21 protein-coding genes and 1 pseudogene are annotated in these 23,999 nt (G+C 70.9%); 10 read left to right on the top strand and 12 right to left on the bottom strand.

Annotated elements, in window-relative coordinates; genetic code table 11:
* The first annotated feature begins 2 nt into the window (after positions 1 to 2).
* Entirely contained in the window at positions 3 to 923 is a 921-nt protein-coding gene (locus tag ABGA98_RS43045) for an aminoglycoside phosphotransferase family protein (RefSeq protein WP_347624259.1), read from the top strand.
* Between the two features lie 136 nt (positions 924 to 1,059).
* Here ABGA98_RS43045 and ABGA98_RS43050 read toward each other — a convergent pair whose 3' ends face one another.
* A complete protein-coding gene (locus ABGA98_RS43050) occupies positions 1,060 to 2,217 on the bottom strand; it encodes a cytochrome P450 (RefSeq protein WP_347624260.1) in 1,158 nt (385 codons plus the stop codon).
* Between the two features lie 267 nt (positions 2,218 to 2,484).
* Between ABGA98_RS43050 and ABGA98_RS43055 the strand changes: the two genes are divergently transcribed.
* From ABGA98_RS43055 to ABGA98_RS43085, 7 genes are all read left to right on the top strand, one after another.
* Entirely contained in the window at positions 2,485 to 3,000 is a 516-nt protein-coding gene (locus ABGA98_RS43055; protein WP_347624261.1) for a MarR family transcriptional regulator, read from the top strand.
* Between the two features lie 172 nt (positions 3,001 to 3,172).
* Positions 3,173 to 5,905, top strand: a complete 2,733-nt coding sequence (locus ABGA98_RS43060; protein WP_347624262.1) for an AAA family ATPase — start codon at positions 3,173 to 3,175, stop codon at positions 5,903 to 5,905.
* A 3-nt stretch (positions 5,906 to 5,908) separates the two neighbouring features.
* Positions 5,909 to 6,787 carry an alpha/beta fold hydrolase gene (locus tag ABGA98_RS43065; RefSeq protein ID WP_347624263.1) on the top strand — a complete coding sequence of 293 codons (879 nt, stop codon included), beginning with the start codon at positions 5,909 to 5,911 and terminating at the stop codon, positions 6,785 to 6,787.
* A gap of 172 nt (positions 6,788 to 6,959) precedes the next feature.
* Complete coding sequence (locus tag ABGA98_RS43070; RefSeq protein ID WP_347624264.1) at positions 6,960 to 7,445, top strand: MarR family winged helix-turn-helix transcriptional regulator; 486 nt, start codon at positions 6,960 to 6,962, stop codon at positions 7,443 to 7,445.
* A gap of 78 nt (positions 7,446 to 7,523) precedes the next feature.
* Positions 7,524 to 8,966 carry an MFS transporter gene (locus ABGA98_RS43075; protein WP_347624265.1) on the top strand — a complete coding sequence of 481 codons (1,443 nt, stop codon included), beginning with the start codon at positions 7,524 to 7,526 and terminating at the stop codon, positions 8,964 to 8,966.
* A gap of 38 nt (positions 8,967 to 9,004) precedes the next feature.
* The gene (locus ABGA98_RS43080) at positions 9,005 to 9,484 is read left to right on the top strand and encodes a TIGR03618 family F420-dependent PPOX class oxidoreductase (protein ID WP_347624266.1); all 480 of its coding nucleotides are present in this window, start codon (positions 9,005 to 9,007) and stop codon (positions 9,482 to 9,484) included.
* 224 nt (positions 9,485 to 9,708) lie between these two features.
* Complete coding sequence (locus tag ABGA98_RS43085; protein ID WP_347624289.1) at positions 9,709 to 11,013, top strand: IS256 family transposase; 1,305 nt, start codon at positions 9,709 to 9,711, stop codon at positions 11,011 to 11,013.
* 94 nt (positions 11,014 to 11,107) lie between these two features.
* On the opposite strand, the gene ABGA98_RS43090 is transcribed toward ABGA98_RS43085, so the two are convergent.
* From ABGA98_RS43090 to ABGA98_RS43120, 7 genes are all read right to left on the bottom strand, one after another.
* Complete coding sequence (locus ABGA98_RS43090) at positions 11,108 to 12,265, bottom strand: sigma-70 family RNA polymerase sigma factor (protein WP_347624267.1); 1,158 nt, start codon at positions 12,263 to 12,265, stop codon at positions 11,108 to 11,110.
* A 2-nt stretch (positions 12,266 to 12,267) separates the two neighbouring features.
* Positions 12,268 to 12,606 carry a YciI family protein gene (locus ABGA98_RS43095; protein ID WP_347624268.1) on the bottom strand — a complete coding sequence of 113 codons (339 nt, stop codon included), beginning with the start codon at positions 12,604 to 12,606 and terminating at the stop codon, positions 12,268 to 12,270.
* A 115-nt stretch (positions 12,607 to 12,721) separates the two neighbouring features.
* Complete coding sequence (locus tag ABGA98_RS43100; protein ID WP_347624269.1) at positions 12,722 to 13,795, bottom strand: TetR/AcrR family transcriptional regulator; 1,074 nt, start codon at positions 13,793 to 13,795, stop codon at positions 12,722 to 12,724.
* An 82-nt stretch (positions 13,796 to 13,877) separates the two neighbouring features.
* Entirely contained in the window at positions 13,878 to 14,480 is a 603-nt protein-coding gene (locus ABGA98_RS43105; RefSeq protein WP_347624270.1) for a TetR family transcriptional regulator, read from the bottom strand.
* A 74-nt stretch (positions 14,481 to 14,554) separates the two neighbouring features.
* A complete protein-coding gene (locus tag ABGA98_RS43110) occupies positions 14,555 to 15,544 on the bottom strand; it encodes a hypothetical protein (RefSeq protein ID WP_347624290.1) in 990 nt (329 codons plus the stop codon).
* A 195-nt stretch (positions 15,545 to 15,739) separates the two neighbouring features.
* Positions 15,740 to 16,174, bottom strand: coding sequence for an ester cyclase (locus tag ABGA98_RS43115; RefSeq protein ID WP_347624271.1), 435 nt, complete (start codon positions 16,172 to 16,174; stop codon positions 15,740 to 15,742).
* 93 nt (positions 16,175 to 16,267) lie between these two features.
* Positions 16,268 to 16,654, bottom strand: a complete 387-nt coding sequence (locus ABGA98_RS43120; protein ID WP_347624272.1) for a DoxX family protein — start codon at positions 16,652 to 16,654, stop codon at positions 16,268 to 16,270.
* A 393-nt stretch (positions 16,655 to 17,047) separates the two neighbouring features.
* Here ABGA98_RS43120 and ABGA98_RS43125 point away from each other — a divergent pair, with 393 nt between their 5' ends.
* The gene (locus tag ABGA98_RS43125; protein ID WP_347624273.1) at positions 17,048 to 19,441 is read left to right on the top strand and encodes an excinuclease ABC subunit UvrA; all 2,394 of its coding nucleotides are present in this window, start codon (positions 17,048 to 17,050) and stop codon (positions 19,439 to 19,441) included.
* On the opposite strand, the gene ABGA98_RS43130 is transcribed toward ABGA98_RS43125, so the two are convergent.
* Entirely contained in the window at positions 19,426 to 20,106 is a 681-nt protein-coding gene (locus tag ABGA98_RS43130; protein ID WP_347624274.1) for a TetR/AcrR family transcriptional regulator, read from the bottom strand. The genes ABGA98_RS43125 and ABGA98_RS43130 overlap by 16 nt on opposite strands.
* Positions 20,103 to 21,623, bottom strand: a complete 1,521-nt coding sequence (locus ABGA98_RS43135) for an N-acyl homoserine lactonase family protein (protein ID WP_347624275.1) — start codon at positions 21,621 to 21,623, stop codon at positions 20,103 to 20,105. Before ABGA98_RS43135 ends, ABGA98_RS43130 begins: the two co-directional genes overlap by 4 nt.
* A gap of 216 nt (positions 21,624 to 21,839) precedes the next feature.
* On the opposite strand from ABGA98_RS43135, the gene ABGA98_RS43140 reads away from it, so the two are divergent.
* On the top strand, positions 21,840 to 23,015 hold the full coding sequence (locus tag ABGA98_RS43140; RefSeq protein ID WP_347624276.1) for a hypothetical protein: 1,176 nt from the start codon (positions 21,840 to 21,842) through the stop codon (positions 23,013 to 23,015).
* 205 nt (positions 23,016 to 23,220) lie between these two features.
* Here the strand turns inward: ABGA98_RS43140 and ABGA98_RS43145 are convergent, their stop codons facing one another.
* Complete coding sequence (locus ABGA98_RS43145) at positions 23,221 to 23,649, bottom strand: helix-turn-helix domain-containing protein (protein ID WP_347624291.1); 429 nt, start codon at positions 23,647 to 23,649, stop codon at positions 23,221 to 23,223.
* A gap of 105 nt (positions 23,650 to 23,754) precedes the next feature.
* Positions 23,755 to 23,979, bottom strand: a pseudogene (locus ABGA98_RS43150) (helix-turn-helix domain-containing protein); the annotation flags it as partial.
* Between the last annotated feature and the right edge of the window lie 20 nt (positions 23,980 to 23,999).

Here is a 23,999-nt window from a genome sequence, read left to right on the forward strand (position 1 = left end):
GCATGACCCACACCGAGATCGAGATCACCGCGGAGTTCGTGCAGGATCTGCTGCGCGACCAGCATCCCGACCTGGCCGATCGTCCCGTGCGGCTCGGCGCGCGGGGCTGGGACAACCAGATGTGGCGGCTCGGTGACGACCTCGCCGTCCGGTTGCCCTGGGCGACGCGGAACGCGGACGAGCTGCTGCGTAACGAGCACACCTGGCTGCCCGCCCTCGCCCCGCGCCTTCCCCTGCCGGTTCCCGTCCCGCAGCGCTTCGGCGAGCCCTCAGCGCGGTTTCCGCACCCCTGGATCGTCACCACCTGGGTGCCGGGCGAGCCGGCCGACCGCGTCCCCGTCACGCGAGCCGCGCAGGCGGCCGACGCCCTGGCCGCCTTCCTGACGGCTCTGCACCGACCCGCCCCCGACCAGGCCCCCGCGAGCCGCTTCAACCGCGGGGGCTCGCTGGCCGACGACTCGGAGGGTTTCGCCAAGCAGCTCGCCGCGGCCACCGAGCTGGGGCTGATCCCCGACCCGGACGCCGTCCGCGCGGTCTGGGACGACGCCGCCGCCGCGCCCGGCTGGACCGGCCCGGCAGTGTGGCTCCACAGCGACCTGCATCCGGCCAACGTCGTCACCGCGGACGGCACCATCTGCGGCGTGATCGACTTCGGCGACCTCTGCGCGGGCGACCCGGCCTGCGACCTCGCCGCCGCGTGGTTGCTGCTGCCGGACGGCGCCGCCGACCGCTTCCACGCCGCCTACGGGCCGGCCCTGGACTCCGCGACCCTGCGCCGCGCCCGCGGATGGGCTGTGGGGAAGGCCTTGGCCGGCATCCTCATCGGAGAAGCCGGCGTCCATGGCCGTCCCGGCGGCAAGCCCACGTGGGGCCCGCCCGCCCACGCCGCACTGCGCCGCCTCACCGCGACGCCACACCCCTGATCGACCGCTCCCCCGCACCCGCCTTGCTGTCCACCCCGCGCACGGCCCTCCGTACGGGGTCCCGGTAGCCCTGCGACGTGGCCTCGGGCCGGGAAATGTCCGCGTGCGGCGGGTCGGTGATCGCCGCCGTGGACGGTCAGCCCCGTAGTCTCACCGGGAGAGCGGTCAGGCGGCTGCCCTGTATGCCGCCGAGGTCGACCTGCCGGAGTTCGGCGAGGGGCACAGCGAGGCGCGCTCGGGGAAAGCCGGCTCGCAGGACCTCCACGACCGCCCTCAGTTCGAGTTGAGCGAGTTGGGCGCCGGTGCAGTAGTGCGGGCCCGCACCGAAGGTGAGGTCCGGTCCGATCGAGCGGCCGGGATCGGTGTTGATGCCCTGGATGTCGATGAGCACCGGCGAGCGGGCGGGGAGCCGTACCCCCGCGAGTTCGACGTCGGTGGTGGTGAACCGCCAGAGGCTGAAGGGGGCCGGCGGGTGCAGGCGCAGTGTCTCCCGGACGAACTCGTCGATCGTCGTCGCCTCCGCCGCGGCGTCTTCGGCGGAGAAGACGCGCGCGAGCAGGAATCCCAGTGACGGGTCGGTGGTGAGCTGTCCGGCGTAGATCAGCGTGAAGAGCAGGTAGTGCAACTGGGACTCGCTGATCTCGGACGGGACCCGATCGCGCAGTTCGACGGCGAGGCCGTCCCGGCCTTCGCTCAGCGCGGCGGCGGCCAGCTCGCCGAAGGCGGCCATCGCCGCCCCCACCTGCTCGGGGTCGTCGCTGTACATGCCCCGGCAGGCCGCGATGGCCTGGTCGATGCGATCGAGCGGGACGCCGAGCACGTCGCAGACCACGGTGAGCGGGAACCGGGTGGTGAAGTCGGCCATCAGGTCCACCGTTCCACCGGCGTCCGCGAGCCTGGTGAGCAACTCGTGGGCGTGCGCCGCGATGCGTTCGGAGTGGTCGCTCATCCGCCGGGCCGTGAAGAGCGGGGCGTGGGCCCGGCGCAGTCTCTCGTGTGCCGGGCCGTCGTAGGTGGTGAGCGACGGTTGTGCGGCGGCGGTCGGTTCGAGACCTGCTGTCCGTGGGTTCCAGCTCGCCGGCGCGTAGGCCGGGTCCTTCACGATTCGCGGGTGGACGAGGACTTCACGGGCGAGCACATCGTCGGTGATGATCCACACCGGGCCGCCGGCCGGGGCCTCGGCCTGAACGATGGGCCCCGCGGCGCGCAGAACGGCACGAACGGGATGGGGTTCGCCGAACTTGCGTACGGTGCAGGCGAACGGGTCGACGGTGACTTGGGGCGCGTCGGTCATCGGATCTCCCGGAAGGTGTTCGGTTCGGGTGACGGGGCGGTGCCGCGGTCTGCCGGCCATCACGCGGTGCGCGGCGCCGGCGTGCCCGTGCACAAGGGCGGGAGCCTCTGTACCACCGCTCTGGTGCGGGAATGTGGGCATGCTGCGCTGGGCTCCTTGATCGGAGGGCGACGGGATAAAATGACTGCGCCACACAGTGGCTGCGTCACACAGCAAACTAGCACGATTGCTGCGCGACGCAGCAACATCGACGGAGGGAACCTCACGATGACGGAGCAGAACCCCGACAGGGAAGCCCTGCTCGCCGAGCTCACCGGCCGCGCGATACCCGGCTGGGCGATCCTGGTCGTGCAGCTCAACAACATCGTCGCCAACCGGTTGGGAGTCACCGACACGGATGTGCAGTGTCTGCACGTATTGGGCCGTCACGGCCCCACGACGCCGGGCGTTCTGGCCAAGCACGTGAACCTCACCACCGGATCCGCCTCCCGGATGATCGACCGGCTCGTCGCCGCGGGCTGTGTCCGGCGGGTGGCCGACCCCGGCGACCGCAGGCGGGTCCTCATCGAGCCCACACAAGACGGTCTCGACCGGGTCACCAGCGCCTACGCGGGATTGGTCGCACGGACCCGGGACGATCTCGGCGCCTTCGGCGACGAAGAGCTCGGCGTCGTCCTCCGCTTCCTCGAAGCGGCCCAGCACAGCACCGCCGCCGAGATCCACCGGCTCCGAACCGCCCCTGACGGCCAGGAAGTTCCCGCGCAGTCCGCAACCACCGAGTGATGCGCGGCGAAGCCGGCGGACCCCTGAGCGGTTGCATGTCCACGGCGTCGAGCGACCGGCACGCCGCCGGCCATGGCCGAGCGCGACCAGCTCACCCTGCTGCCGCCCGGGGCGCCGTCTCGCCGCCTCCGTGCGGACGGAGCAGCATGGAGGCCGCCTACAGTGGGTGTTCGTGCTCTACGGCAGATCTGCGGAAATCAGCACGCTCGACGAGGTGATCGCGCGGGCGCGCGACGGGTCGGGGGGCGCGGTGGTGTTGCGGGGCGAGGCAGGCGCGGGCAAGACCGCCCTGCTCGACGCGGCGGCCGCGCGCGGCGGTGCCATGCGGGTGTTGCGGGCCACCGGTGTCGAGTCCGAGTCCGACCTCACGTTCGCGGCGCTGCACCAGGTGTTGTGGCCGGCGGCCGGTTCGCTCGACGCGCTGCCCGAGCCGCAGCGCGACGCCCTGCGCGCGGCCCTGGGACTCGCCGCGGGCAGTGCCGGCGACCGGTTCCTGGTGGGAGCCGGCGTGCTCTCGCTGCTGGCCGAGGCGGCCGCGCCGGACGGGCTGATCTGCGTGGTCGACGACTTCCACTGGGTCGACCGGGCCTCGGCCGACGCGCTGCTGTTCGCCGCCAGGCGGCTGGGGACCGAACGGATCGCGATGGTGTTCGCCGTACGCGGGGAGGCTCCTGTCAAGGGCGTGCCGCTGACGGTGGAGGTGCGCGGCCTGGCCGAGTCCGCCGCGGCCGAGCTGCTCGAAGCCCGCCACGGTGTGCTGCCCGACCGGGTGAAACGGGAGCTCGTCGCGCTGACCGGCGCGAACCCGCTCGCCCTGGGGGAGATCGCCGCCCGCCTGACGCCCGCGCAGCTCACCGGCCGCGAACCGTTGCCCGACCCGCTGCCCGTGGGCGCCCGGCTCTTCGGCGATCGGGTGAGTGGGTTGTCCGCTTCTGCCCGGCTGGTCGCCTTGGTCGCCGCCGTGGAGGCCGACCTCGGCCTGGTCCTGCGCGCCGGCGAGCGGCTGTTCGCCGGGCAACCGGTGGAGCCGGGCGCGCATGTGGCCCGATCGCTCCCCTCCGGGCCGGGGACGCAGGCCGTAGCTGGGCGGGTCGCGCTGGCCGAGCTGGAGAAGACCGGACTGGCCGAGGTGTCGGGCACGAGCGTGCGGTTCGCCCATCCGCTCATCCGGTCCGCGGTGCACGAGGCGGCCGCCCCCGCCGACGTCCGCCGCGTGCACGCCGTCCTCGCGGAGCTGACCGCGGACGACCGCCGCGCCTGGCACCTGGCCGGAGCCGCCCTGGGGCAGGACGAGCAGGTCGCCGCCGCGCTGGTGGCCGCCGCGGAGCGGGCGCGTGACCGGGGCGGGTACGGCGCCGCCGCCACCGCCCTGGCCAGGGCCGCCGAGTTGACCCCCGAGCCGCGCGCCCGTGCCGTCCGCCTGAAGGACGCCGCCGTCGCGGCCTGGCTCGGCGGCCGCCCAGGACAGGCGGAGTCGCTGCTGGCCGAGGCGCGCGAAGGGGCAGGCGGGGACACCACGCTCGCCATGGAGATAGCCCAGCTCCGCGGCCGGTTCGAGCTGAACTCGGGCAACGCCGCCGAGGCCGTACGGATCCTGGCGGCGGGTGACAGCCTCGACATGCTGGCCGACGCCGTGGAGGCGGCCTCGTACGTCGGCGACACGGCGGCCATGGCCGAGCTCGGCCGGCGGGCGGCGGCGCACCCCGAGGGGTTCTTGCGGAATACCGTGGCCGGGATCGGCCTGACGCTGGACGGCGACCCGGGCGGGCCGGCGCTGCTGCGGTGGGCACTGGCGCGGACCGGCGAGCTGGAGGACGCGGCTGGATACCTGTGGGCGGCGGCCGCGGCCAGCGCTCTGGGCGAGCCGGATCTGGCCGGCGAGCTGGCCGAGCAGGCCGGGCGGGTGGCCAGGGTGTCGGGGATGAGCGGGCAGTTGCCGGTCGTGCTGGAGTTCGTGGCGACGGCCGAGCGCATCGCAGGGCGGCCGGCGCGCAGCCAGGCCGTCTCCGAGGAGGGCCTGGAGCTGGCTCGCGAGGCCGGGTACGAGAACACGGTGGCCGCGCACCTGGCCAACCTGGCGGTGCTGGCGGCGCTGCGGGGCGAGGAGGAGCTCTGTGAGCGGCAGGCCCGCGAGGCGCTGGCCATCGCCATCCCCCACCGGGTGGGGCTGCGCGCCGGCGTCGCGTCGTACGCGCTGGCGCTGCTCGATCTGTGCCTGGGCCGCTACGGCGCGGCGCACGACCGTTTCACCGCCATCGCCGCGGCGGGGCCGGGCGCCGGACATCCGATCGTGGTGTGGCGGACCGCCCCGGATCGCGTCGAGGCGGCCATGGGCGCGGGCGACAAGACGGGCGCGCGGGCGGCGCTGGCCGCGTACGAGCAGTGGTCGGCCAACGCCGCCACGGCCGAGTCGCACGCCCTGCTGGCCCGTTGCCGGGGCCTGGTCGAGTCCTCCGAGGACGCCTTCGGCGAGGCGCTGCGGCTGCACACCAACCCGTTCGAGGCGGCCAGGACGGCCCTGCTGCTGGGCGAGCGCCTGCGCAGGACGCAGCGGCCGGGCGAGGCGCGGGCCCATCTGCGGGCGGCGTGGGAGACGTTCGAACGGGCGGGCGCCCGCCCGTGGGCGCGGCGCGCGCAGGAGGAGTTGCGGGCGGCGGGCGAGAGCGGGCAGGCCCCGCCCGCGGCCGTGCTCGACGTGCTGACCCCGCAGGAGCTGCGCATCGCGGGGCTGGTCGCCGACGGGTTGTCGAGCAAGCAGATCGCCGCCCGGCTTTTCCTCAGCCCGCGCACGGTCGAGTATCACCTGTACAAGATCTATCCGAAGCTGGGCATCGGCTCCCGTACGGATCTGGCGCGGCTGGTAGTTCTACGGAAGGCGCCCGTAGCCGGCGACGGCATGCTGTGAGGCATGCATAACGTGAACATCTGGAGCGAAGAGTTCGGCGCCGAGACGGACACGCCGATCCTGTTGATCATGGGTTCGATGTCGCAGGGCATCCTGTGGCCGGACGAGTTCGTCGGCCGGCTGACCGCCGGTGGCCGCCGGGTGATCCGGTACGACCACCGCGACACCGGCATGTCGGGCACCGTCGACTTCGAGGCGGAGCCGTACACGTGGGACGACATCAAGAACGACGTCTACCGCGTGATGGACGCCCACGGTGTGGAGAGCGCGCACCTGGTCTGCCATTCGGCGGGCGGCCTGCTCGGCCAGTTCGTCGCCGTGGAGCGGCCGGAGCGGGTGCGCTCGCTGACCGTCATCGGCTCCTCGCCGCTGGGCGGCGGCGAGGGCCAGGTGCTCGTGCGGGCCCTGACGGGACAGCCGCAGCCCGAGGGGAGCCTGCCGGAGCCGGCGCCGGAGTTCGTGGCCTTCTACCGTACGCTGATGGCCGCGCCGCCGCCGGCGGACCGGCGCGCGCGGATCGACGGCATGATCGCCGAGCAGCGCCTGCTGCACGGCACCGGGTTGCCGTTCGACGAGGACGCGGCGCGGCGCCTGCAGGAACGGATCTACGACCGGGCCCGCGACCTGTCGGCGGTGGCCAACCACCGGCTGGCCGCCATGGCCAAGCCCGACTTCGAGCCGGTGGGCGTGCTCCACCAGGTGAAGGCGCCCACACTGGTCATCGAGGGCAGCCACGAGCCGGCCAAGCCGGGCCACAGCGCGATCATCGCCGAGCAGATCCCGGGGGCGCGGCTGATGATCGTGGCGGGCATGGGGCACACCCTGCCGCCCGAGGTGCACGAGGAGCTGGCCGCCGCCATTCTCGCGCACACGGCCGGGTGATGGGGGTGAACAGCATGCGAACGAAAAGTCGCGTCGCCGATGTGCTCTCCCGGCCGGCCGCCGCCGGCGGGAAGTGCGGTGCCCGCTTCCGCGTCGGCGCGCCGCTCACCCGAAGCGCTGAATGGAAAGGAAGCGGATAATCCGGAACGAACCTAGTTGCTAGGCTGGATGAATGACCGCGATGGCGCCCGCCCGCACAGAACCAGACCTGTCCTACCTGCTGGACCATGCCGGCCACGTCCTCAGAACCCAGATGGCCGCCGCCCTGGCCGAAATCGGACTGACCGCGCGCATGCACTGCGTGCTCGTCCATGCCCTGGAAGAGGAGCGCACGCAGATCCAGCTCGCCGAGATCGGCGACATGGACAAGACCACCATGGTGGTCACGGTCGATGCCCTGGAGAAGGCGGGCCTGGCCGAGCGCCGCCCGTCCAGCACCGACCGGCGAGCGCGGATCATCGCGGTCACCGAGAAGGGCGAGGAGGTGGCCAAGAGAAGCCAGGAGATTGTCGACGGCGTGCACAAGGCCGCCCTGGGCGCGCTGCCGGACGATGAGCGCGAAGTCCTCTTGCGAGCGATGAACCGCCTGGTCACCGGACACCTGGCCACCCCTGCGGAGGCTCCGCAGGCCGTACGGCGGGCTCGACAGAAGGCATAAACCAATCCATAGCAGATAGTCTGCAACGAAACTATCTGCTATGGTCTCTCCTGTCCCCGAAGGAGCAGGAGAGACGTCATGTCACCCACCACACCCCGGTCGCCCTGGCTCGCACTCGGCGTGCTGTCCGCCGCGATGCTGATGACGATCCTCGATGGCAGCATCGTGACCGTGGCGATGCCCGCCATCCAGCGAGACCTCGGCTTCACCCCCGCCGGCCTCAGCTGGACCGTCAACGCCTACCTGATCGCCTTCGGCGGTCTCCTGCTGCTGGCCGGCCGGCTGGGCGACCTGATCGGCCGGAAGGTGATGTTCCTCGCCGGCAACACGGTCTTCACCGCGGCATCGGTCCTGGCCGCGGCGGCCACCGGACCGGGCATGCTCATCGCCGCCCGGTTCCTGCAGGGCGTCGGCAGCGCGATGGCCTCCGCCGTCGTGCTGGGCATCCTGGTGACCCTGTTCACCGAGGCCAAGGAACGTGCCAAGGCGATCGGCGTCTTCAGCTTCACCGGCGCCGCCGGCGCCTCGATCGGCCAGGTTCTGGGTGGGGTCCTGACCGACCTGCTCAGCTGGCACTGGATCTTCCTCATCAACGTGCCCATCGGGCTGGCCACGGTCGCCCTGGCGGTCCGGGCGCTGCCCGGCGACCGCGGCGCCGGGCTCGCGGGCGGCGCCGACGTCCTCGGCGCCGCCCTGGTCACCAGCGGGCTGATGCTGGGCATCTACACCGTGGTCAAGGTCGAGGAGTACGGCTGGCTCGCCACCCACACCCTCGCCCTCGGCGCGGTCTCGCTCGCCCTGCTGGCCGCCTTCGTCCTGCGTCAGGCGAGCGCCAAGGCGCCGCTGATGCCGCTGCGGATCTTCCGTTCGCGCAACGTGTCCGGCGCCAACCTGGTCCAGATCCTCACGCTGTCGGCCATGTTCGCCTTCCAGATCCTCGTCGCCCTCCACATGCAGAAGGTTCTCGGCTACGGCGCGCTCGAGACCGGGCTGGCGATGCTTCCGGCGGCGCTGGCCATCGGCGGGGTCTCCCTGTTCGTCTCGGCCCGGTTGAACACCCGCTTCGGCGAGCGCGCGGTCCTGCTGGCCGGCCTGGCGTTGCTGCTCGGCGCGATGGGCTGGCTGGCCCGCATCCCCGTGCGGGCCGACTACGTCACCGACCTGCTCCCGGTGATGCTGCTCATCGCCGGCGGCGGCCTGGTGCTGCCCGCGCTGACCGCGCTCGGCATGTCCGGTGCCAAGGCCGACGACGCGGGCCTGGCCTCGGGACTGTTCAACACCACCCAGCAGATCGGCATGGCCCTGGGCGTCGCCGTACTGTCCACGCTGGCCGCCACCCGCACCGAGCAGTTGCTGGACGCCGGCCAGAGCCAGGCGGCCGCGCTCACCGGCGGCTACCGCGTGGCCTTCGCCATCGCCGCGGCCCTGCTCGTGGCCGCCTTCACCGTCGCCCTCCTCGTCCTGCGCCAGCCCAAGCCCGACACCGCCACCCCCCAGGCCCAGCTCACCCCCGTAGCCTGACCAACCGTCCCCACCAGCACAGACAGGATTCGATTCACATGAGCGACAACGATACGAACCCCGGCCCCGCCGAGCCCCGCATCCTCACCGACGCGGAACTCGGCAGCCTGCTCGCCGCCCAGCAGTTCGGCGTCCTTGCCACCGTCAAGCGCAGCGGACACCCTCACCTGTCCACCGTCCTGTACAACTGGAACCCCTCCGAGCGGATCATCCGGGTCTCCACCACGGACGGCCGCCTCAAGGCCCGCCACGTTCGCACCAACCCCCGCCTGTCGCTGCACGTGAACGGGCCGAACATCTGGTCGTTCGCCGTCGCCGAGGGCGAGGCGGAGGTGTCCGAGGTGACCACCGAGCCGGGAGACGCGGTCGGCAAGGAACTGCTGTCACTCACGCCGGGCTTCGAGGACCCGGCGGACGAGGCCGCCTTCCTCCGGCAACTGGTCGACGAGCGCCGCGTGGTGATCAGACTGCACGTCTCGCGCCTGTACGGCACAGCCCTGGAGGGGGTATCACTCTAAGTGTGGAAACGATCACTATGGGTAGATGAGTCAAGGTAGATCATCTTAACGCTTCGGGGGGAGCGTCCATCATGACGAACACACGGGGATCATCCGCTCTGACCACCAGCTTCACTTCAGAGCACAAGCAGGCGGCAAGCTTGGCACGGGCTGCTCATCATGGCGGGGAAAAATCCCCCCATCGTGACGGCGAGGTGCCGTTGCGGGACCTGCTCGGCGACCAGGTGCTGGACCTGCTGCTGGAGCGCTCGAAAGACGGCAAGGGCGGGCTGCGGCTGACCGGCGACGGCTCGATGCTGGGCGAGCTGGTCAAGGCGGTGCTGGAACGCGCGCTGGAGGCCGAGCTGTCGAGCCATCTGGGCTACGGCAAGCACGACCCGGCCGGCCACGGGACGGGTAACTCCCGCAACGGCAGGATCGGCAAAACGGTGCAGACCGGGGTGGGGCCGGTCCGGCTGGCCGTGCCCCGGGACCGGGCCGGCACCTTCGAACCGGTGCTGGTGCCCAAGCGGGCCGGCCGCATCTCTGGCGGCCTGGACGACATGATCATCAGCCTGTACGCGCACGGCATGAGCGTGCGCGACATCCAGCACCACCTGCGCCAGATCTATGAGGTCGAACTCAGTCACGAGGCGATCTCCAACATCACCGACGCCGTGCTGGAAGAGGTCCGCGCCTGGCAGGCCCGGCCGCTGGATGCGGTCTACCCGGTGGTGTTCCTGGACGCCATCGTGGTCAAGGTGCGCGACAACCACAGCGTCCAGGCCAAGCCCGCCTATCTGGCGGTCGGCATCGACGCCGACGGCGAGAAGCACGTGCTGGGCATCTGGCTGGCCAAGACCCCGCTCGATACCGCCACCGCCGGCGAATCGGCCCGTTTTTGGAACGCGGTGATGAACGACCTGAAAAACCGCGGCGTCCGCGACATCCTCATCGCCTGCACCGACGGACTGAACGGCTTCGAAGACGCCATCCACGCGGCGTTCCCGCACACCACCGTGCAAGCTTGCGTCGTTCACCTGATCCGCAACGCGCTACGGCCGGTCGCCCGCCGCGACCGCGCCTCGGTAGCCGCCGAGCTCAAGAAGATCTACACCGCGCCCAGCGCCGAGGCCGTCTTCGACGCCCTGGCCGACTTCACCGCCTCCACCTGGGGCGAAAAGTATCCGCAAGCGGCCCGCGTGTTCGAGACCGCCTGGGACCGCTTCACCCCGTTCTTCGCCTTCTCCCCGGCGGTCCGCAAGCTGCTCTACACCACCAACAGCATCGAGTCCCTGAACTACCAGCTGCGCAAGGTCACCAAAGCCCGCGGCCACTTCCCCGGCGACGACGCCGTGGTCAAACTGCTGTGGCTGGCCATCATCAACATCGAGGACAAACGCGCCCGCGAACGCGCCGTAACCAAGGAGACAACCGGCAAGATCAAAAACTCGCCCAGCACCGCCCGCCTCATCGAAGGACAGCGCACCATCGGCTGGCGCGAAGCACTCATCGAACTCGACATCGCCTACCCAGGACGGATCAGGTAAAGAGGGTTCTCCATCACCCAGAAAGGATCTTTACACACTTCAGGTGACAAGCTCCCCTGGACATCCCCACCGAGGGATAGACGACCAGCTCATGTCAGATTTGCTGGAGCCTTCGGGTGAGGAAGCGCTGCTCGGGGGTGGAGGTGGCGAGGTCGAGGGCGCGGCGGTAGGCGGCCCGGGCTTCGGTGTCGCGGCCGAGCCGCCGCAGGAGCTCGCCGCGGGTGGAGTGGAAGTAGAGGTAGCCGTCCAGATCGAGACGGTCGACGGCGTGCAGGGCCGCGGCGGGGTCGCCGGCCTGCGCGATGGCCACGGCGTGGTTGAGCTCGACCACCGGCGAGCCGGTCAGGTCGGCCAGCCGCCGGTACATCGCGGCGACCTGCGGCCAGTCGATGCGCTCGCTCGCCTGCAGCGAGGCGATCACGGCCTGGACGACGTAGGCGCCACGCCCGCCGAGTGCGAGCGCCCGGTCGAGCACCGCCCGTCCCCCCGTGATCTGGCGCAGGTCCCACAACGAGCGGTCCTGATCGTCGAGCAGGACCAGGTCCTCGCCGGAGAACCGGGCCCGCCGCCGGGCGTGGTGGATCATCATCAGCGCGAGCAGCCCGTGGACTTCCGGTTCCCGCGGCATGAGCGCGGCGAGCACGTGCCCCAGATGGATGGCTTCGGCGCCGAGGTCGGCCCGTCCGCGGTAGCCCTCGTTGTAGATCAGGTAGATGACGGCGAGCACCGCGTCGACGCGCTCGGGAAGCAGATGCCCGGCGGGCACCGCGAACGGGATCCCGGCCGCCTTGATCTTGTTCTTGGCGCGGGTCAGGCGGCGCTTCATGGTCTCCTCCGGGACCAGGAAGGCCCGGGCGATCTCGGCGGTACGCAGGCCCCCGAGCGTCCGTAACGTGAGCGCCACCTGCCCTTCCAGCGGCAGCGCCGGGTGGCAGCAGGTGAAGATCAGCTCAAGCCGTTCGTCCTTGATGAGGGTGTCGTCGAACTCGTCCACGGTGGCCTCCGGCACCGGCAGCAGGTGGAGCTTCCCGGCCAGGGTGCGTTCGCGGCGGATCCGGTCGATCGCCCGGTTGCGGGCCGTCGTCACCAGCCACGCGCCCGGATTGTCCGGCGCACCCGACGCGAGCCAGCGTTGGGCGGCGATCGCGAACGCCTCCTGCGCGGCCTCCTCGGCCCGGTCGAAATCACCCAGGAACCCGACCAGCGAGGCCAGCACCCGGCCCCACTGCTCCCTGAACACCTCCTCCAGCACGGTCAGAACCGCATCACCGGCCTGACCTCCACCGTGCCGCCGAACCTGGCCGCCGGGAGGCGCGCCGCCAGCTCGATCGCCTCGTCCAGATCGGCGGCCTCGACCAGGCAGAAGCCGCCGAGCACCTCCTTGGTGTCGGCGAACGGGCCGTCGGTCATCAGCGTCCGGCCACCGGCCACGCGGACGCAGGTCGCCGTCTCCGCGTGCTGCAACTGCGCGGCGCCGACACACCGCTCGTCCTCGGCGAACGCGAAATAGTCCGCGTACGCCGCCTCTCGTTCCTCGTCCGACAGCGCCTCGATGGAACCGGGCTCATCGTAGATCATCAGGGCGTACCGCATCACAACCTCCGGGGCGAGAAACTCTCACACACGAACGACGAACGAGCATCCGCGCGAGGGACACCTTCGGCATCTTTCTCATTTCAGCATGGCGGGACGCCGGTCGCCGCTCCGGTCAACCCGCCTGGCCCGAACGCGTCACGGACGCCACGGCGTACGCGGCGCCGCGCCCGCGGGCCCGGGCGACGATCGTGCCGGCTTCGACGCGTACCGCGCACTCGGTGGCGTCGCCCGTCTCAGGGGTCGCGGCGGCCGTCGCGACGGCGGCGCGGTCGTCGAGGACGACACGAAGGCAGGGCCGGTCGTCCGGCGCGAACACGCGGCGCAGGCACCCGGCCAGGTCACCGATCCTGAGCCGGACGAGCCGCCCCAGCTCGGCCGGATCGCCCGTCGCCACGGCCACGGTGATCCGGTCGCCGGGACGGGCGGCGCGCACGGCCTCCTCTGCGGCGTCGAGCCGGCCGGTCCCGAGGAACACGATCACGCCGTCGCCGTCGAATCCCGCCGGGCGGCCGGTGAGCAGATCAGGCAACGCCGCGGGCGGATTCCAGGGCTCCCGGGCACGCTGGGCGGGGGCGACGAAGGGCAGGTGCGGCGGGTCCCATGTGTCGGCGAGGTCGAGGCGGGCCAGGTGCCCGCAGGCGCGCGCCACGTCGAAGGGGTCGCCGAACCCGGGAGCCGTGCCCGCGAGGTGGCCGGCGCCGTTCAGCAGGGTGAGGACGAGCTCGGCCAGGCGCACCCGCCTCGTGCGCCGCGGCGCGCGTGACTCCAGGCAGAGGGCGAGCAGGAGGGCTTCCAGCTTGGTGACCTGCGCCATCGCGGTACGGCCCGGCTCGTCGTCGAAGACGCCGTCCAGCGAGCGCGACTGCAGGCTGCCCCCGGCGGGCGTCTCGCCGGACCACGGCAGCCGTTCGAGCCAGACCCGGGCGAACACGGCCGCCGCCTCGTCGAGGGCGGGGGACGACGTCGCCTCGCCCACGTGTTCGACCGAGTCGACCAGGACCGCCAGGTAAAGGGCGCGCTTGCTCGGGAAGTTCGAGTAGACCGCGCCCCGGGTCAGCTCGGCCCGCGCCGCTATCCGGTCGACCTTGGCGTCGGAGTATCCGTGCTCGGCGAACTCCTCCCTCGCCGCGGCGAGCACGGCGGCCCGCGTGCGCTCCTGCTGCTGCGCCCGGGTCAGCCTGGCCATCGGGAGCCCTCCGCTCGAATCATGCGGCGTAAGATACAACATCCGGATGGCCCTGCCATCTGGACACCCTGCCGTTGCCGGCTCACAAGGTCAGGCCTGACTCCAGGCGCGCGAGCGCCCGGTCGACCTCGGCGGGCCCGTCCAGGCCGGGATCGTGCGCCCACTGGAGCCAGATCAGGCTCACGATCCCGAACACCGCGCCCATGGCGTCGCGCAGCCGGGGGTCGCCGGCGTCGCATCCCGCCTTGCCCGCCAGGATCTCGGACGTCTCCCGCAGCAGGCCGGGGCTCTTGCGCAGGTTGGCGGCCACCAGTTCGGGCACCGTCGCCGCGAACACCTCCCGCGCGTGCCCCGCGGCGATCTCCTCGGCCGTCATCGAGCCGAACGCCGTACGGAACGCCCCGCGCAGCACGGTGACCGGCGGACCCGGCGGCTGCTCCTGAAGAGCCTCGATGAGCGGCGGGAACCGATCAAGCGTGACCAGATCCTCTTTCGTCGGGAAATAGCGGAAGAAGGTAGCAGGCGAGACCTCGGCGGCCTCGGCGATCTGATCGATGGTGGTGGCGTTGTAGCCGCGCTCGCGGAAGAGCCTGAACGCTTCCCGCAGGATCGCCTCCCTGGTCCTGGCCTTCTTGCGTTCGCGCAGCCCGCCGTTGCCCATGCCCGCACTGTACTCCACCCTCATTTGACGGCTCACCCTCATCGCCGACGTCGCGGCCGCTACGCGCCTGCCGGAGCGACCGCGTCATCAGCGCCGGCTCAGTAGGTGATGAATCCGTACAGCGCCAGGTGGTTGGACTTCGTGCCGCCCACCGTGTGATCGATGCTCGACGGCTGCACGGCGCCCTTGACGAACAGATAGTCGATCTTGCGGGAGCCCATGGTCGGCCGCGCTCCGTAGCCGGTCATGCCGAAGCCGCCCAGCGTCGAAGAGGCGATGTTCGTGCGATTCGCGTCGATGCCGATCACCCGGATCGTCGAGGCGTTCATCAGGCGCGTGGCGTCCGCGCCGACATGGATGCCCGAGTTCGCGATGCCGGTGGTGCCCGCACCCGCGCAGGCATTCGCTCCGTTCTGCTCCGGAAGGTGCATGGTCGCGGCGAAGACCGTCGTCCCCGTTTCCTTGATCGAGAACCGCGCCGCGATGGCGCTCGTGCGCTTCCACTTGTGGGTGTTGGCCGCGCTGTCGTCGTTGCTGGGAGGCTTGTACAGCGTGCACCCGGCTCCCCCGGCGTAGGAGGTGCCGGGCTTCAGCCAGCCCGCGCTCCAGTATTTCGAGATGTCGCCCGCCGCCAGGCTCAGCGTTCTGGTGTTGTAGATGATCGCGTTGGTCTGCTTCTTCTTCAGGTCACCCAGCGACTGCCGGCTGCAGTGGTGCGAGCCGCCCCACGGCTCGGGGTCGTCCCAGGCCACGATCGCTCCGTACGTGCCCGCCGGGTAGCCGAACTTGGCTGCGAGCTGGTCGGCGTACGCCGTGGCCTGTCCTGTGCCGCGGACCTGTTGCACGATCAGGAGGTCCGGCGCCCGCACGCCGGAGGTGCCCGTCCTGCCGAGGTCGTCGACCAGCATCGATGTGAGGTGGTCGGGGCCCGAGATCCGGGTGCACGAGCCGTCGGCGTTGTTTCTGACCAGGTTCTCGATGTTGTTGGTGTAGACACGAAGGACTCGGCCGGCCGCGCCGGCGGGCCTTTCGTGCGCCTGCGCGGCCGATGCCGGGGCGACGGTGCCGACGAGTGCGGCGGCCGCCACGAACGCCAACGCGCCAGACGGTCGATAGGTTGACCACATTCTCGAAGATTAACGATGAACGCCGGCCTTGAGGAGTGTCGTCACCCGCGCCTGGTCAGATCGCCCTCCCCTCCCGTATCGGGAGTGGAGGCGATCGCATGGCCCGAGCCAAGGCGTCCGGCGCGCTGCCGAGCCGGACCCCTTGGTACGCCGTCATCAGGACGGGATGGCGCCGAGTTGCCGCATCACCGAGAGGACGTCGACGACCGCCCAGGTCTCGGCGACCCGGCCGTCGGCGAAGCGGGCGATGATGATCTCCTTGTACGTGACGGACTTGCCGGTCGGGGGCACGCCCATGTACTCACCCCGGTGCGTCCCGGTCACCGTGTTCCTGGTGACGACCCTGTCCCCCTCGGCGATCATGTCCTCGATCTCGACGTGCAGGTCGGGGAAGGCCCGGTGAAGCGCGGCGAGCACATCCTTCAGCGCTTGCGTCCCCTTCGTCTCTATCGGCAGCGGGGTGCCGATCCGCACGTCCGGATCGACGAACTCGTCGATCGTCTTGGCGATGATCTCCGCATCGCCGGTGCTGATGGCGTCATGAAAACGTCGGAACGTTGCCTTGTTATGTGTTAGCTCGGTAGCTGACATGCGATCTCTCCTCAGGTCGATGCGTACTTTCTGGGGTTCGCCGCCGTTGGCGGCGAGATGCGATCGTTGGTCTGATCGAGGCGCCGGGGCGGCTCACCAGCCGTAGGAGCCGAACCGTCCCCAGGCGACGAGCACGGCGAGCACGAACAGGATCCCTGGCGCCGTCAATCCGGACACCTCTCCACGGCGGATGTGCAGAACCGCCGCCCCCGCCATCATGATCGCCAGCGCCGTCCCGGCGACCGGCGTCATGAAGGGCGCGATTCCGGTGGCGGCCGGCACGACCAGCCCGATCGCGCCGAGCAACTCCAGCGTGCCGATCGACCGCACTGACGCCGGGGAGAAATCCTGGACCCACGGATACTTGGGGACCAGCTTGTCCCTCGACTGGAGGATCTTCACCAGGCCGGACATGGCGAACATGACGGCCAGGAAAACCTGCACGATCCACAAGAACACGTTCATCGACGTGTCACACATGGTGTCGTGGGTGCGGGCCGGAATCCGGTACGGCTGCGCCGCTCTCGCGGGGATAGGTTGTCGCTCATGGTGAGGAGACGAAGGAGCAGCCCCCGAGGGGGACACAGGCCCGGACCATGATGGTCCCGGCGGGGACGGATCGGGTGAGCGCCGCAGGTCACGGGGCCGATCGCAGACCGATCAGGAATCGAGAAGCGCCGGCGCCCGGCTCGCGCCTAACGTGACGGTCATGGGCCTCACCCCTCACGCGGGCTTCGTCCCGTCCGCCTTCCGAGCTCCCCGGCGCCGCGTGGCAGGAGCGCAGGACGACCACGCGTACGCTCAAGCCTGATCGAGCCAGGCGACGCAAGCCCAGGTCCGCGAGAGGCCGCCCGCACGAGGAACGGAGAAACGATGAGCATGACCACGAGGAAAGACCCGCAGTCGCCTGCGCCGCACACCGCCGACAGCCACGACGTGATCCGCGTGCACGGCGCACGCGTCAACAACCTGAAGGACGTCAGCGTCGAGATCCCGAAGCGCCGGCTGACGGTGTTCACCGGCGTCTCCGGCTCGGGCAAGAGCTCGCTGGTGTTCAGCACGATCGCCGCGGAGTCGCAGCGGCTGATCAACGAGACCTACAGCACCTTCGTGCAGGGCTTCATGCCGTCGCTGGCCAGGCCGGAGGTCGACGTCCTCGACGGACTGACCACCGCGATCATCGTCGACCAGCAGCGGATGGGCGCCGACCCCCGCTCCACCGTCGGCACCGCCACCGACGCCCACGCGATGTTGCGCATCCTCTACAGCCGGATCGGCGAGCCGCACATCGGCTCCCCCCAGGCCTTCTCCTTCAACGTCCCCACGGTCAGGGCGAGCGGCGCCATCACGGTCGAACGCGGCAACAACCGCAAGGCCCAGAAGGCGACGTACACGCGGATCGGCGGCATGTGCGGGCGCTGCGAGGGCCGCGGCACGGTCACCGATCTCGACCTCACCCAGCTCTACGACGACTCCAAGTCGCTCTCGGAAGGCGCGTTCACCATCCCGGGCTGGAAGTCCGACAGCTTCTGGACGGTACGCGTCTACGCCGAGTCAGGCTTCGTCGACCCCGACAAGCCGATCCGCGACTACACCAAGAAGGAACTGCAGGACTTCCTGTACAAGGAGCCGGTCAAGGTCAAGGTCGACGGCGTCAACCTCACCTACGAGGGCCTGATCCCGAAGATCCAGAAGTCGTTCCTGTCCAAGGACAGGGAGGCCATGCAACCGCACATCCGGGCGTTCGTGGACCGTGCGGTCACCTTCACCACCTGCCCCGAGTGCGACGGCACCCGGCTCAGCGAGGACGCCCGCTCCTCGCGGATCAAGGGCGTCAACATCGCGGAAGCCTGCGCGATGCAGATCAGCGACCTGGCCGAATGGATCCGCGGCCTCGACGACCCGTCGGTCGTTCCGCTGCTCGCCAAGCTGCTGCACACCCTCGACTCCTTCGTGGAGATCGGGCTCGGCTACCTCTCGCTCGAGCGGCCGGCGGGCACGCTGTCGGGCGGCGAGGCGCAGCGCACCAAGATGATCCGCCACCTCGGCTCCGCGCTCACCGACGTCACCTACGTCTTCGACGAGCCCACCATCGGCCTGCACCCCCACGACATCCAGCGGATGAACAACCTGCTGCTGCGGCTGCGCGACAAGGGCAACACCGTGCTCGTCGTCGAGCACAAGCCGGAGACGATCGCGATCGCCGAGCACGTCGTCGACCTCGGCCCCGGCGCCGGTACCGCGGGCGGCACCATCTGCTACGAGGGCACCGTCGACGGTTTGCGGGCCAGTGACACCATCACCGGCCGTCACCTCGACGACCGCGCCCAGCTCAAGCCGTCGGTACGCACCCCGAAGGGCAAGCTGGAGATCCGCGGCGCAGACCGCCACAACCTGCAGGACGTCGACGTCGACATCCCGCTCGGCGTGCTCTGCGTGGTCACCGGCGTCGCCGGCTCCGGCAAGAGCTCGCTGATCCACGGCTCCATCCCCGCCTCCGCGGGCGTCGTGTCGGTCGACCAGTCCCCCATCCGCGGCTCGCGGCGCAGCAACCCGGCGACGTACACCGGGCTGCTCGACCCGATCCGTAAGGCGTTCGCCAAGGCCAACGGCGTCAAGCCGGCGTTGTTCAGCGCCAACTCCGAGGGCGCCTGCCCCACCTGCAACGGCGCGGGCGTCATCTACACCGACCTCGGGATGATGTCCGGCGTCACCACCACGTGCGAGGAGTGCGAGGGCAGGCGGTTCGACGCGTCGGTGCTGGAATACCGTCTCGGCGGGCGCGACATCAGCGAGGTGCTGGCGATGCCGGTGACCGAGGCCGAGGAGTTCTTCGGCGCAGGTGAGGCCCGCACGCCCGCCGCGCACGCCATCCTCGGGCGGCTCGCCGACGTCGGGCTCGGCTACCTCAGCCTGGGCCAGCCGCTCACCACGCTGTCCGGCGGCGAGCGCCAGCGGCTGAAGCTGGCCACCCACATGGCCGACAAGGGCGGCGTCTATGTTCTCGACGAGCCCACCACCGGCCTGCACCTCGCCGACGTCGAGCAGCTGCTCGGCCTGCTCGACCGGCTCGTCGACGCCGGCAAGTCGGTGATCGTCATCGAGCACCACCAGGCGGTCATGGCGCACGCCGACTGGATCATCGACCTCGGCCCCGGCGCCGGGCACGACGGCGGGCGGATCGTCTTCGAGGGCACTCCCGCCGACCTCGTCGCCGCCTGCTCCACCCTCACGGGCGAACACCTCGCGGCCTACGTCGGCGCGTGACCGCCGCGCTGGTCCTCAGGCCGGTCGGGGCGCCTCAGCAGCCGGTCGGCCTGGTGGAGCACCTCTTCCAGGTAGCGGCGTGCGGCGCCGGGGTCGGCCGGCGTGTCCGGGTCGATGAGCATGCGGTACATGGCCGCGCCCACGACCATGTCGATCACCGTGTCGATCCCCGCGTCGATCCCCGGGCCGATCTCGGCGTCGCCGTCCAGTCGCCCGTCGCGGCGGGCACGCTCGATGGCGGCGTGGATCGCCCGGCGGCGCGGCTCGATGTACTGCTCGCGGTAGGTGGCCAGGAGTGACGGCCGGGTGACGCTGGAGCCGATGAGCTGGGCGAGGATCGCCCGGAAGCGGGCGTCGCCGAAGGTGCGTACCCAGGAGTCCATGAGCTGTTCGCCGGCCGGCTGCGCCGCGGCGTCGGTGGCGGCCCAGACATCGGCCTCGGGGACGAGCGTGCGGGCCCGCTCGATCGCCTGGGTGAGCAGTTCCTCCTTCGACGACCAGCGCCGGTAGACGGTCACCTTGGCCACGCCGGCGCGCTTGGCGATCTGCTCGAAGTTCGCGCCTTCCAGGCCGCGCTCCACGAACAACTCCAGCGCCGCCTTCATGATCACCTCGTCCGCCTCGGGGTCGCGCGGCCTGCCCCGGGTGCGCCGCGTCGAGGTCATCCGAACTCCACCCGCCCCCATCGCGCACCGGACGCCGCCGGTACGAAGCGGGGAGCGTGCCCGGGCCGCAGCCGCCAGCCGGGGGTGAGGACGGTTTCCATGTGCGCGCGCAACTCCCGCAGCCCCTCCTTGCCCGGCGTTCCCTGGGCGAACGCGGACAAGACCCTATCGGACTGGTAGCGGGTGTTGTCGTGGGCGAACAGCGGCACGACGCCGGTGTCGGAGGCCAGCAGGCTCTGAATGCGCCGGGCCGCCTCGATCTGGTGGACCGTGTCGGCCCCGCCGATGGTCATCTGGCGGACCTGGTCGACGGCCAGGTGGGGCAGCGTGTAGAGGGTGTCGCCCATGAACAGCACGCCGCCTTCGTCCATACGCAGCAGCACGCACATGTGGCCGGGCGAGTGGCCGGGGGTGGGCAGCAGGACGATGCTGCCGTCGCCGAAGTGGTCCTGGCTGGCCGGGAAGGCCCCGAAGGCGCCGGAATCGAAGGCGGGGAAGGAAAGGTTCTCCTTGACCAGGTCGAAGGAGTACGGATAGAACACGCCGTGGTCCCAGTCGCGGCGGTCCATCACCACCGTCGCCTGGGGCAGGTGGCGCAGCCCTCCCGCGTGGTCGTCGTGGACGTGGGTGAGGAACACGGTGGTGACCTCATCGGCGTCGTAGCCGAGCCGGGCCAGGCGGACCCGCAGATCCTGCTCGGGGGTCATCTGATACTCGTCGCGCTCGCTCAGCAGGCGCGAGGTCATGTCGTAGTACCCGTCGTGATCGTGGGCCTGCTCCCTGTTGACGCCGGTGTCGACCAGCAGGAGTCCGTGCCGGGGGTGGTCGATGAGGTAGGCGTAGACCGGCACCGTGATCTGCGCCTTGTCCACCAGGGTGCGCACGTAGCCGTTCAACCCCTCCCAGCCGTCCAGGCCGCCGTAGAACTGGCCGTAGGTGACGATGGTGTCGCCGGTGTGGATCGGGAACACCCGCAGGGCGCCGTCAGTGACCCGCCGCCGCCTGCCAGGAGCGCGTACGGCCGCCTGCCGCTGTTGCTCGCGCCGGGCCAGCATCTCGCGTCGCTGTCCTTCCACCCGGCTGATCGACAGCCCGCTCAGCACGCCCAGCACCAGACCGGCACCGCCCAGCAGGAAGGCGCGCCTGGTCGGCCGGGCGTGCGGACCGCCCGCCCTCCGGCGTCCGCGCAGGAGGGCGGCCGCCGCCCATCCCAGGCAGCCCGCGGCTGCGAGGGCCAGCAGCACCGGCAGATCGGTGACGTAGTACACGACCGCGAGGTAGAGCCCCAGCGTGCCCAGGCCGGCCGGCACCCCGAGGAACGCCAGCACCCGGCGTCGTGTGGACCGCCGGCCGAGCACACGGGGCCACAGCAGCCCGATCACGGACCCTGCCAGCAGCAGCCCGTAGACCACCAGCAGCGGCGCCGGCACGTTCTTCAACCGCAGGATGACCAGCCAGGCCGCGCCGGTCAAGAGAGCGAGAACGAGTAACCCGACCTTGCCGAGGACCTTCACCACTCCGGCCACCTCATTTCATAAACGCATACGGATGCGTATACATAATAGGCCGACCGGCACCGCCACATGCCAGGAGGTCGAAAACTCTCAGAGAGGGCGGCGGAGCTGCCAGATGATCATGGCGGGGGTGTCGTGGTAGGCGGCCGCGGCCGCCTCGGGGCACGCCCGCCGAAATCCGTTCGCTCGCTCCGTCGGCAGCCCATTAGTGTCGCGCGGATGAGCGATGTACGGGTGCCCCTGCTCTGGCTCTCAGGGCCGACGGGTGTGGGAAAGTCCTCGGTCGGCTGGGAACTCTTCGCGCAGCTGAGCCGGAGTGGCGTCAAGACCGCGTTCGTCGACGCCGACCAGATCAGCCTGTGCTATCCCACGCCGGAGGGCACGACGCATCACGTTCGTGCGAAGAACCTGGCCGCGATGTTGCCGAACTTCCTGGAGGAAGGGGTGCGATGTCTGGTCCTTGCCGGCTTCGTCCACACCTCCGAGGAGGTTCGCACGTACACGGACCTTCTTCCCGAGGCCGCGTTCACGTTGTGCCGGCTGCGCGTCGGCAGCGCCGAGCTCAAGGGCCGGTTCCTCGGGCGGGGGTGGCGCCCGGACCTGGTGGAGGAAGCGCTCGCCGAGGCCGAGGCCCTGGAACGGAGCGAGTACGCCGACGTGTGCGTGGCCACCGGCGGGGTCACGGTGCCCGAAGCCGCCCGGCTGGTCCGTGAGCGGCTGGGGGGATGGCCGGGTGTCCTTCCCGCCGTGACGCCCAAGAGTTCCGTCGACCGGCAGAGCCGGCCGCCGGCCCCGCCAGGAGCGCCGCTCCCCGTGTTGTGGCTCTGCGGTGCCACGGCGGTGGGGAAGTCGACGGTCGGGTACGAGATCTTCCGGCAGATCTACGGGACCGGCGTGCGAGCCGCCTATGTCGATGTGAAGCAGGTCGGCGCGCTGCGTCCTCACGTGGACGGCCACGGCCTCAAGGCGCGTAACCTCGCGGCCGTCTGGAGCGGATATCGCGCGATGGGCGCCCGGTGCCTGGTCGTCTCAGGGGAGGCCGACTCCGGCGACGTCGTCCGTGGCTACGCCGAGTCGCTGCCCGGAGCGGCCGTGACCGTGTGCCGCCTGCACGCCGGACCGGCGACGCTGGCCGGGCGCGTCGCGCAGCGTGGCCGGGGCGGCGGGCCGGCCATACCGGGTGACGAGCTGCGCGGGCTGGGCTCCGACGCCTTGCACCGCATCGCCGAACGGGCGGCGCGCGAGGCCGCGGTGCTCGACCGTGCTGGGGCAGGTCACCTGCGCATCGAGACCGACGGCCGGTCGGCCGGCGAGGTGGCCGCGGACGTACGCGTTCGCAGCGGTGGTTGGCCCTTCCTCTCCGGGGGACGCGCTCGCCCCACGGGTTCGGGGTGAGCACGGATTCGACGGTTCCATCGCGATGCGTTCGGCGTCGGTGAAGTAGGGCGCGTCCCGCCAGAGGCGGGGGTCAGCGAGATTGGAACGGAATCCGGCGTTAACGGGGTCCCCACAGGTACTTTCGCGCTGGAGGTACACCTCGATCGGCTCGGACGCTGACCTGCACCTACGCAGTGACATAAGCCTGGGGTCGTACTCTGCTCTAACGATCCGTCGTTCGCCTCGACATGAAATCCTGCCGCCACTGCTCGGCGGCCTGGACCAGGTTTTGGCTGACGTGCTCGAAGAACTGGCTCATGTCCCGCAGTCGGGCGCCGGCAGGAGTGGCGGAGTCGAGGATTTCGGCTCCGTCACGGGCGAGGTCGGCCATGGTGGCGTTCTGCCGTGCGCTGACCAGCCAGGCTCGGTACCAGACGTCGGGGTCGATGACGTACCGGTCGCGCCGCCGGCGGGGGTCGCGCTCACGCCGGATCAGTTCGTGCTGTTCGAGTTCGCCGATGGCCTTGGAGATGGACGCCGGGCTGACCTGGAGACGCTGGACGAGTTCGGCGGCGGTGAGACTGCCGCTGTCGGTGGTGCACAGGCAGGTGAGCACCCGGGCGGTCATTCGCGGTAGCCCTGTTGTGATCATCGCTGCGGTGAATCGTTCCTCTAGCGCGTGAACCGCTTGGGGGTCTCGCCCGGGCGTGCCGGTGGCAGGCGGTGGCGCCGGGGCCGGGGCCGGGGCCTGCTTGCGCCGGCGAGCCCGGCCTTCGGTCGCCTGATGGGCCCGGGCGGCCTGGTAGCTGTCGGCTCCGCCGTTGCGGGTCACCTCCCGGCTGATGGTGGAGATCGGCCGTTGCAGGCTCTTGGCGATCTCGGTGTAGGTGAGTCCTTCGGCCAGCCCCGCGGCAATGTGCCGGCGGTCCTGGTAAGTCAGCCTGCCTCCCGGCATTGGGCGTGCCTCCTGTCGCTGTGCCATGCCCAGCCCGCTTGATGTGT

The organism is Nonomuraea sp. B1E8 (genome assembly GCF_039871515.1).
Taxonomy (GTDB): Bacteria; Actinomycetota; Actinomycetes; order Streptosporangiales; family Streptosporangiaceae; genus Nonomuraea.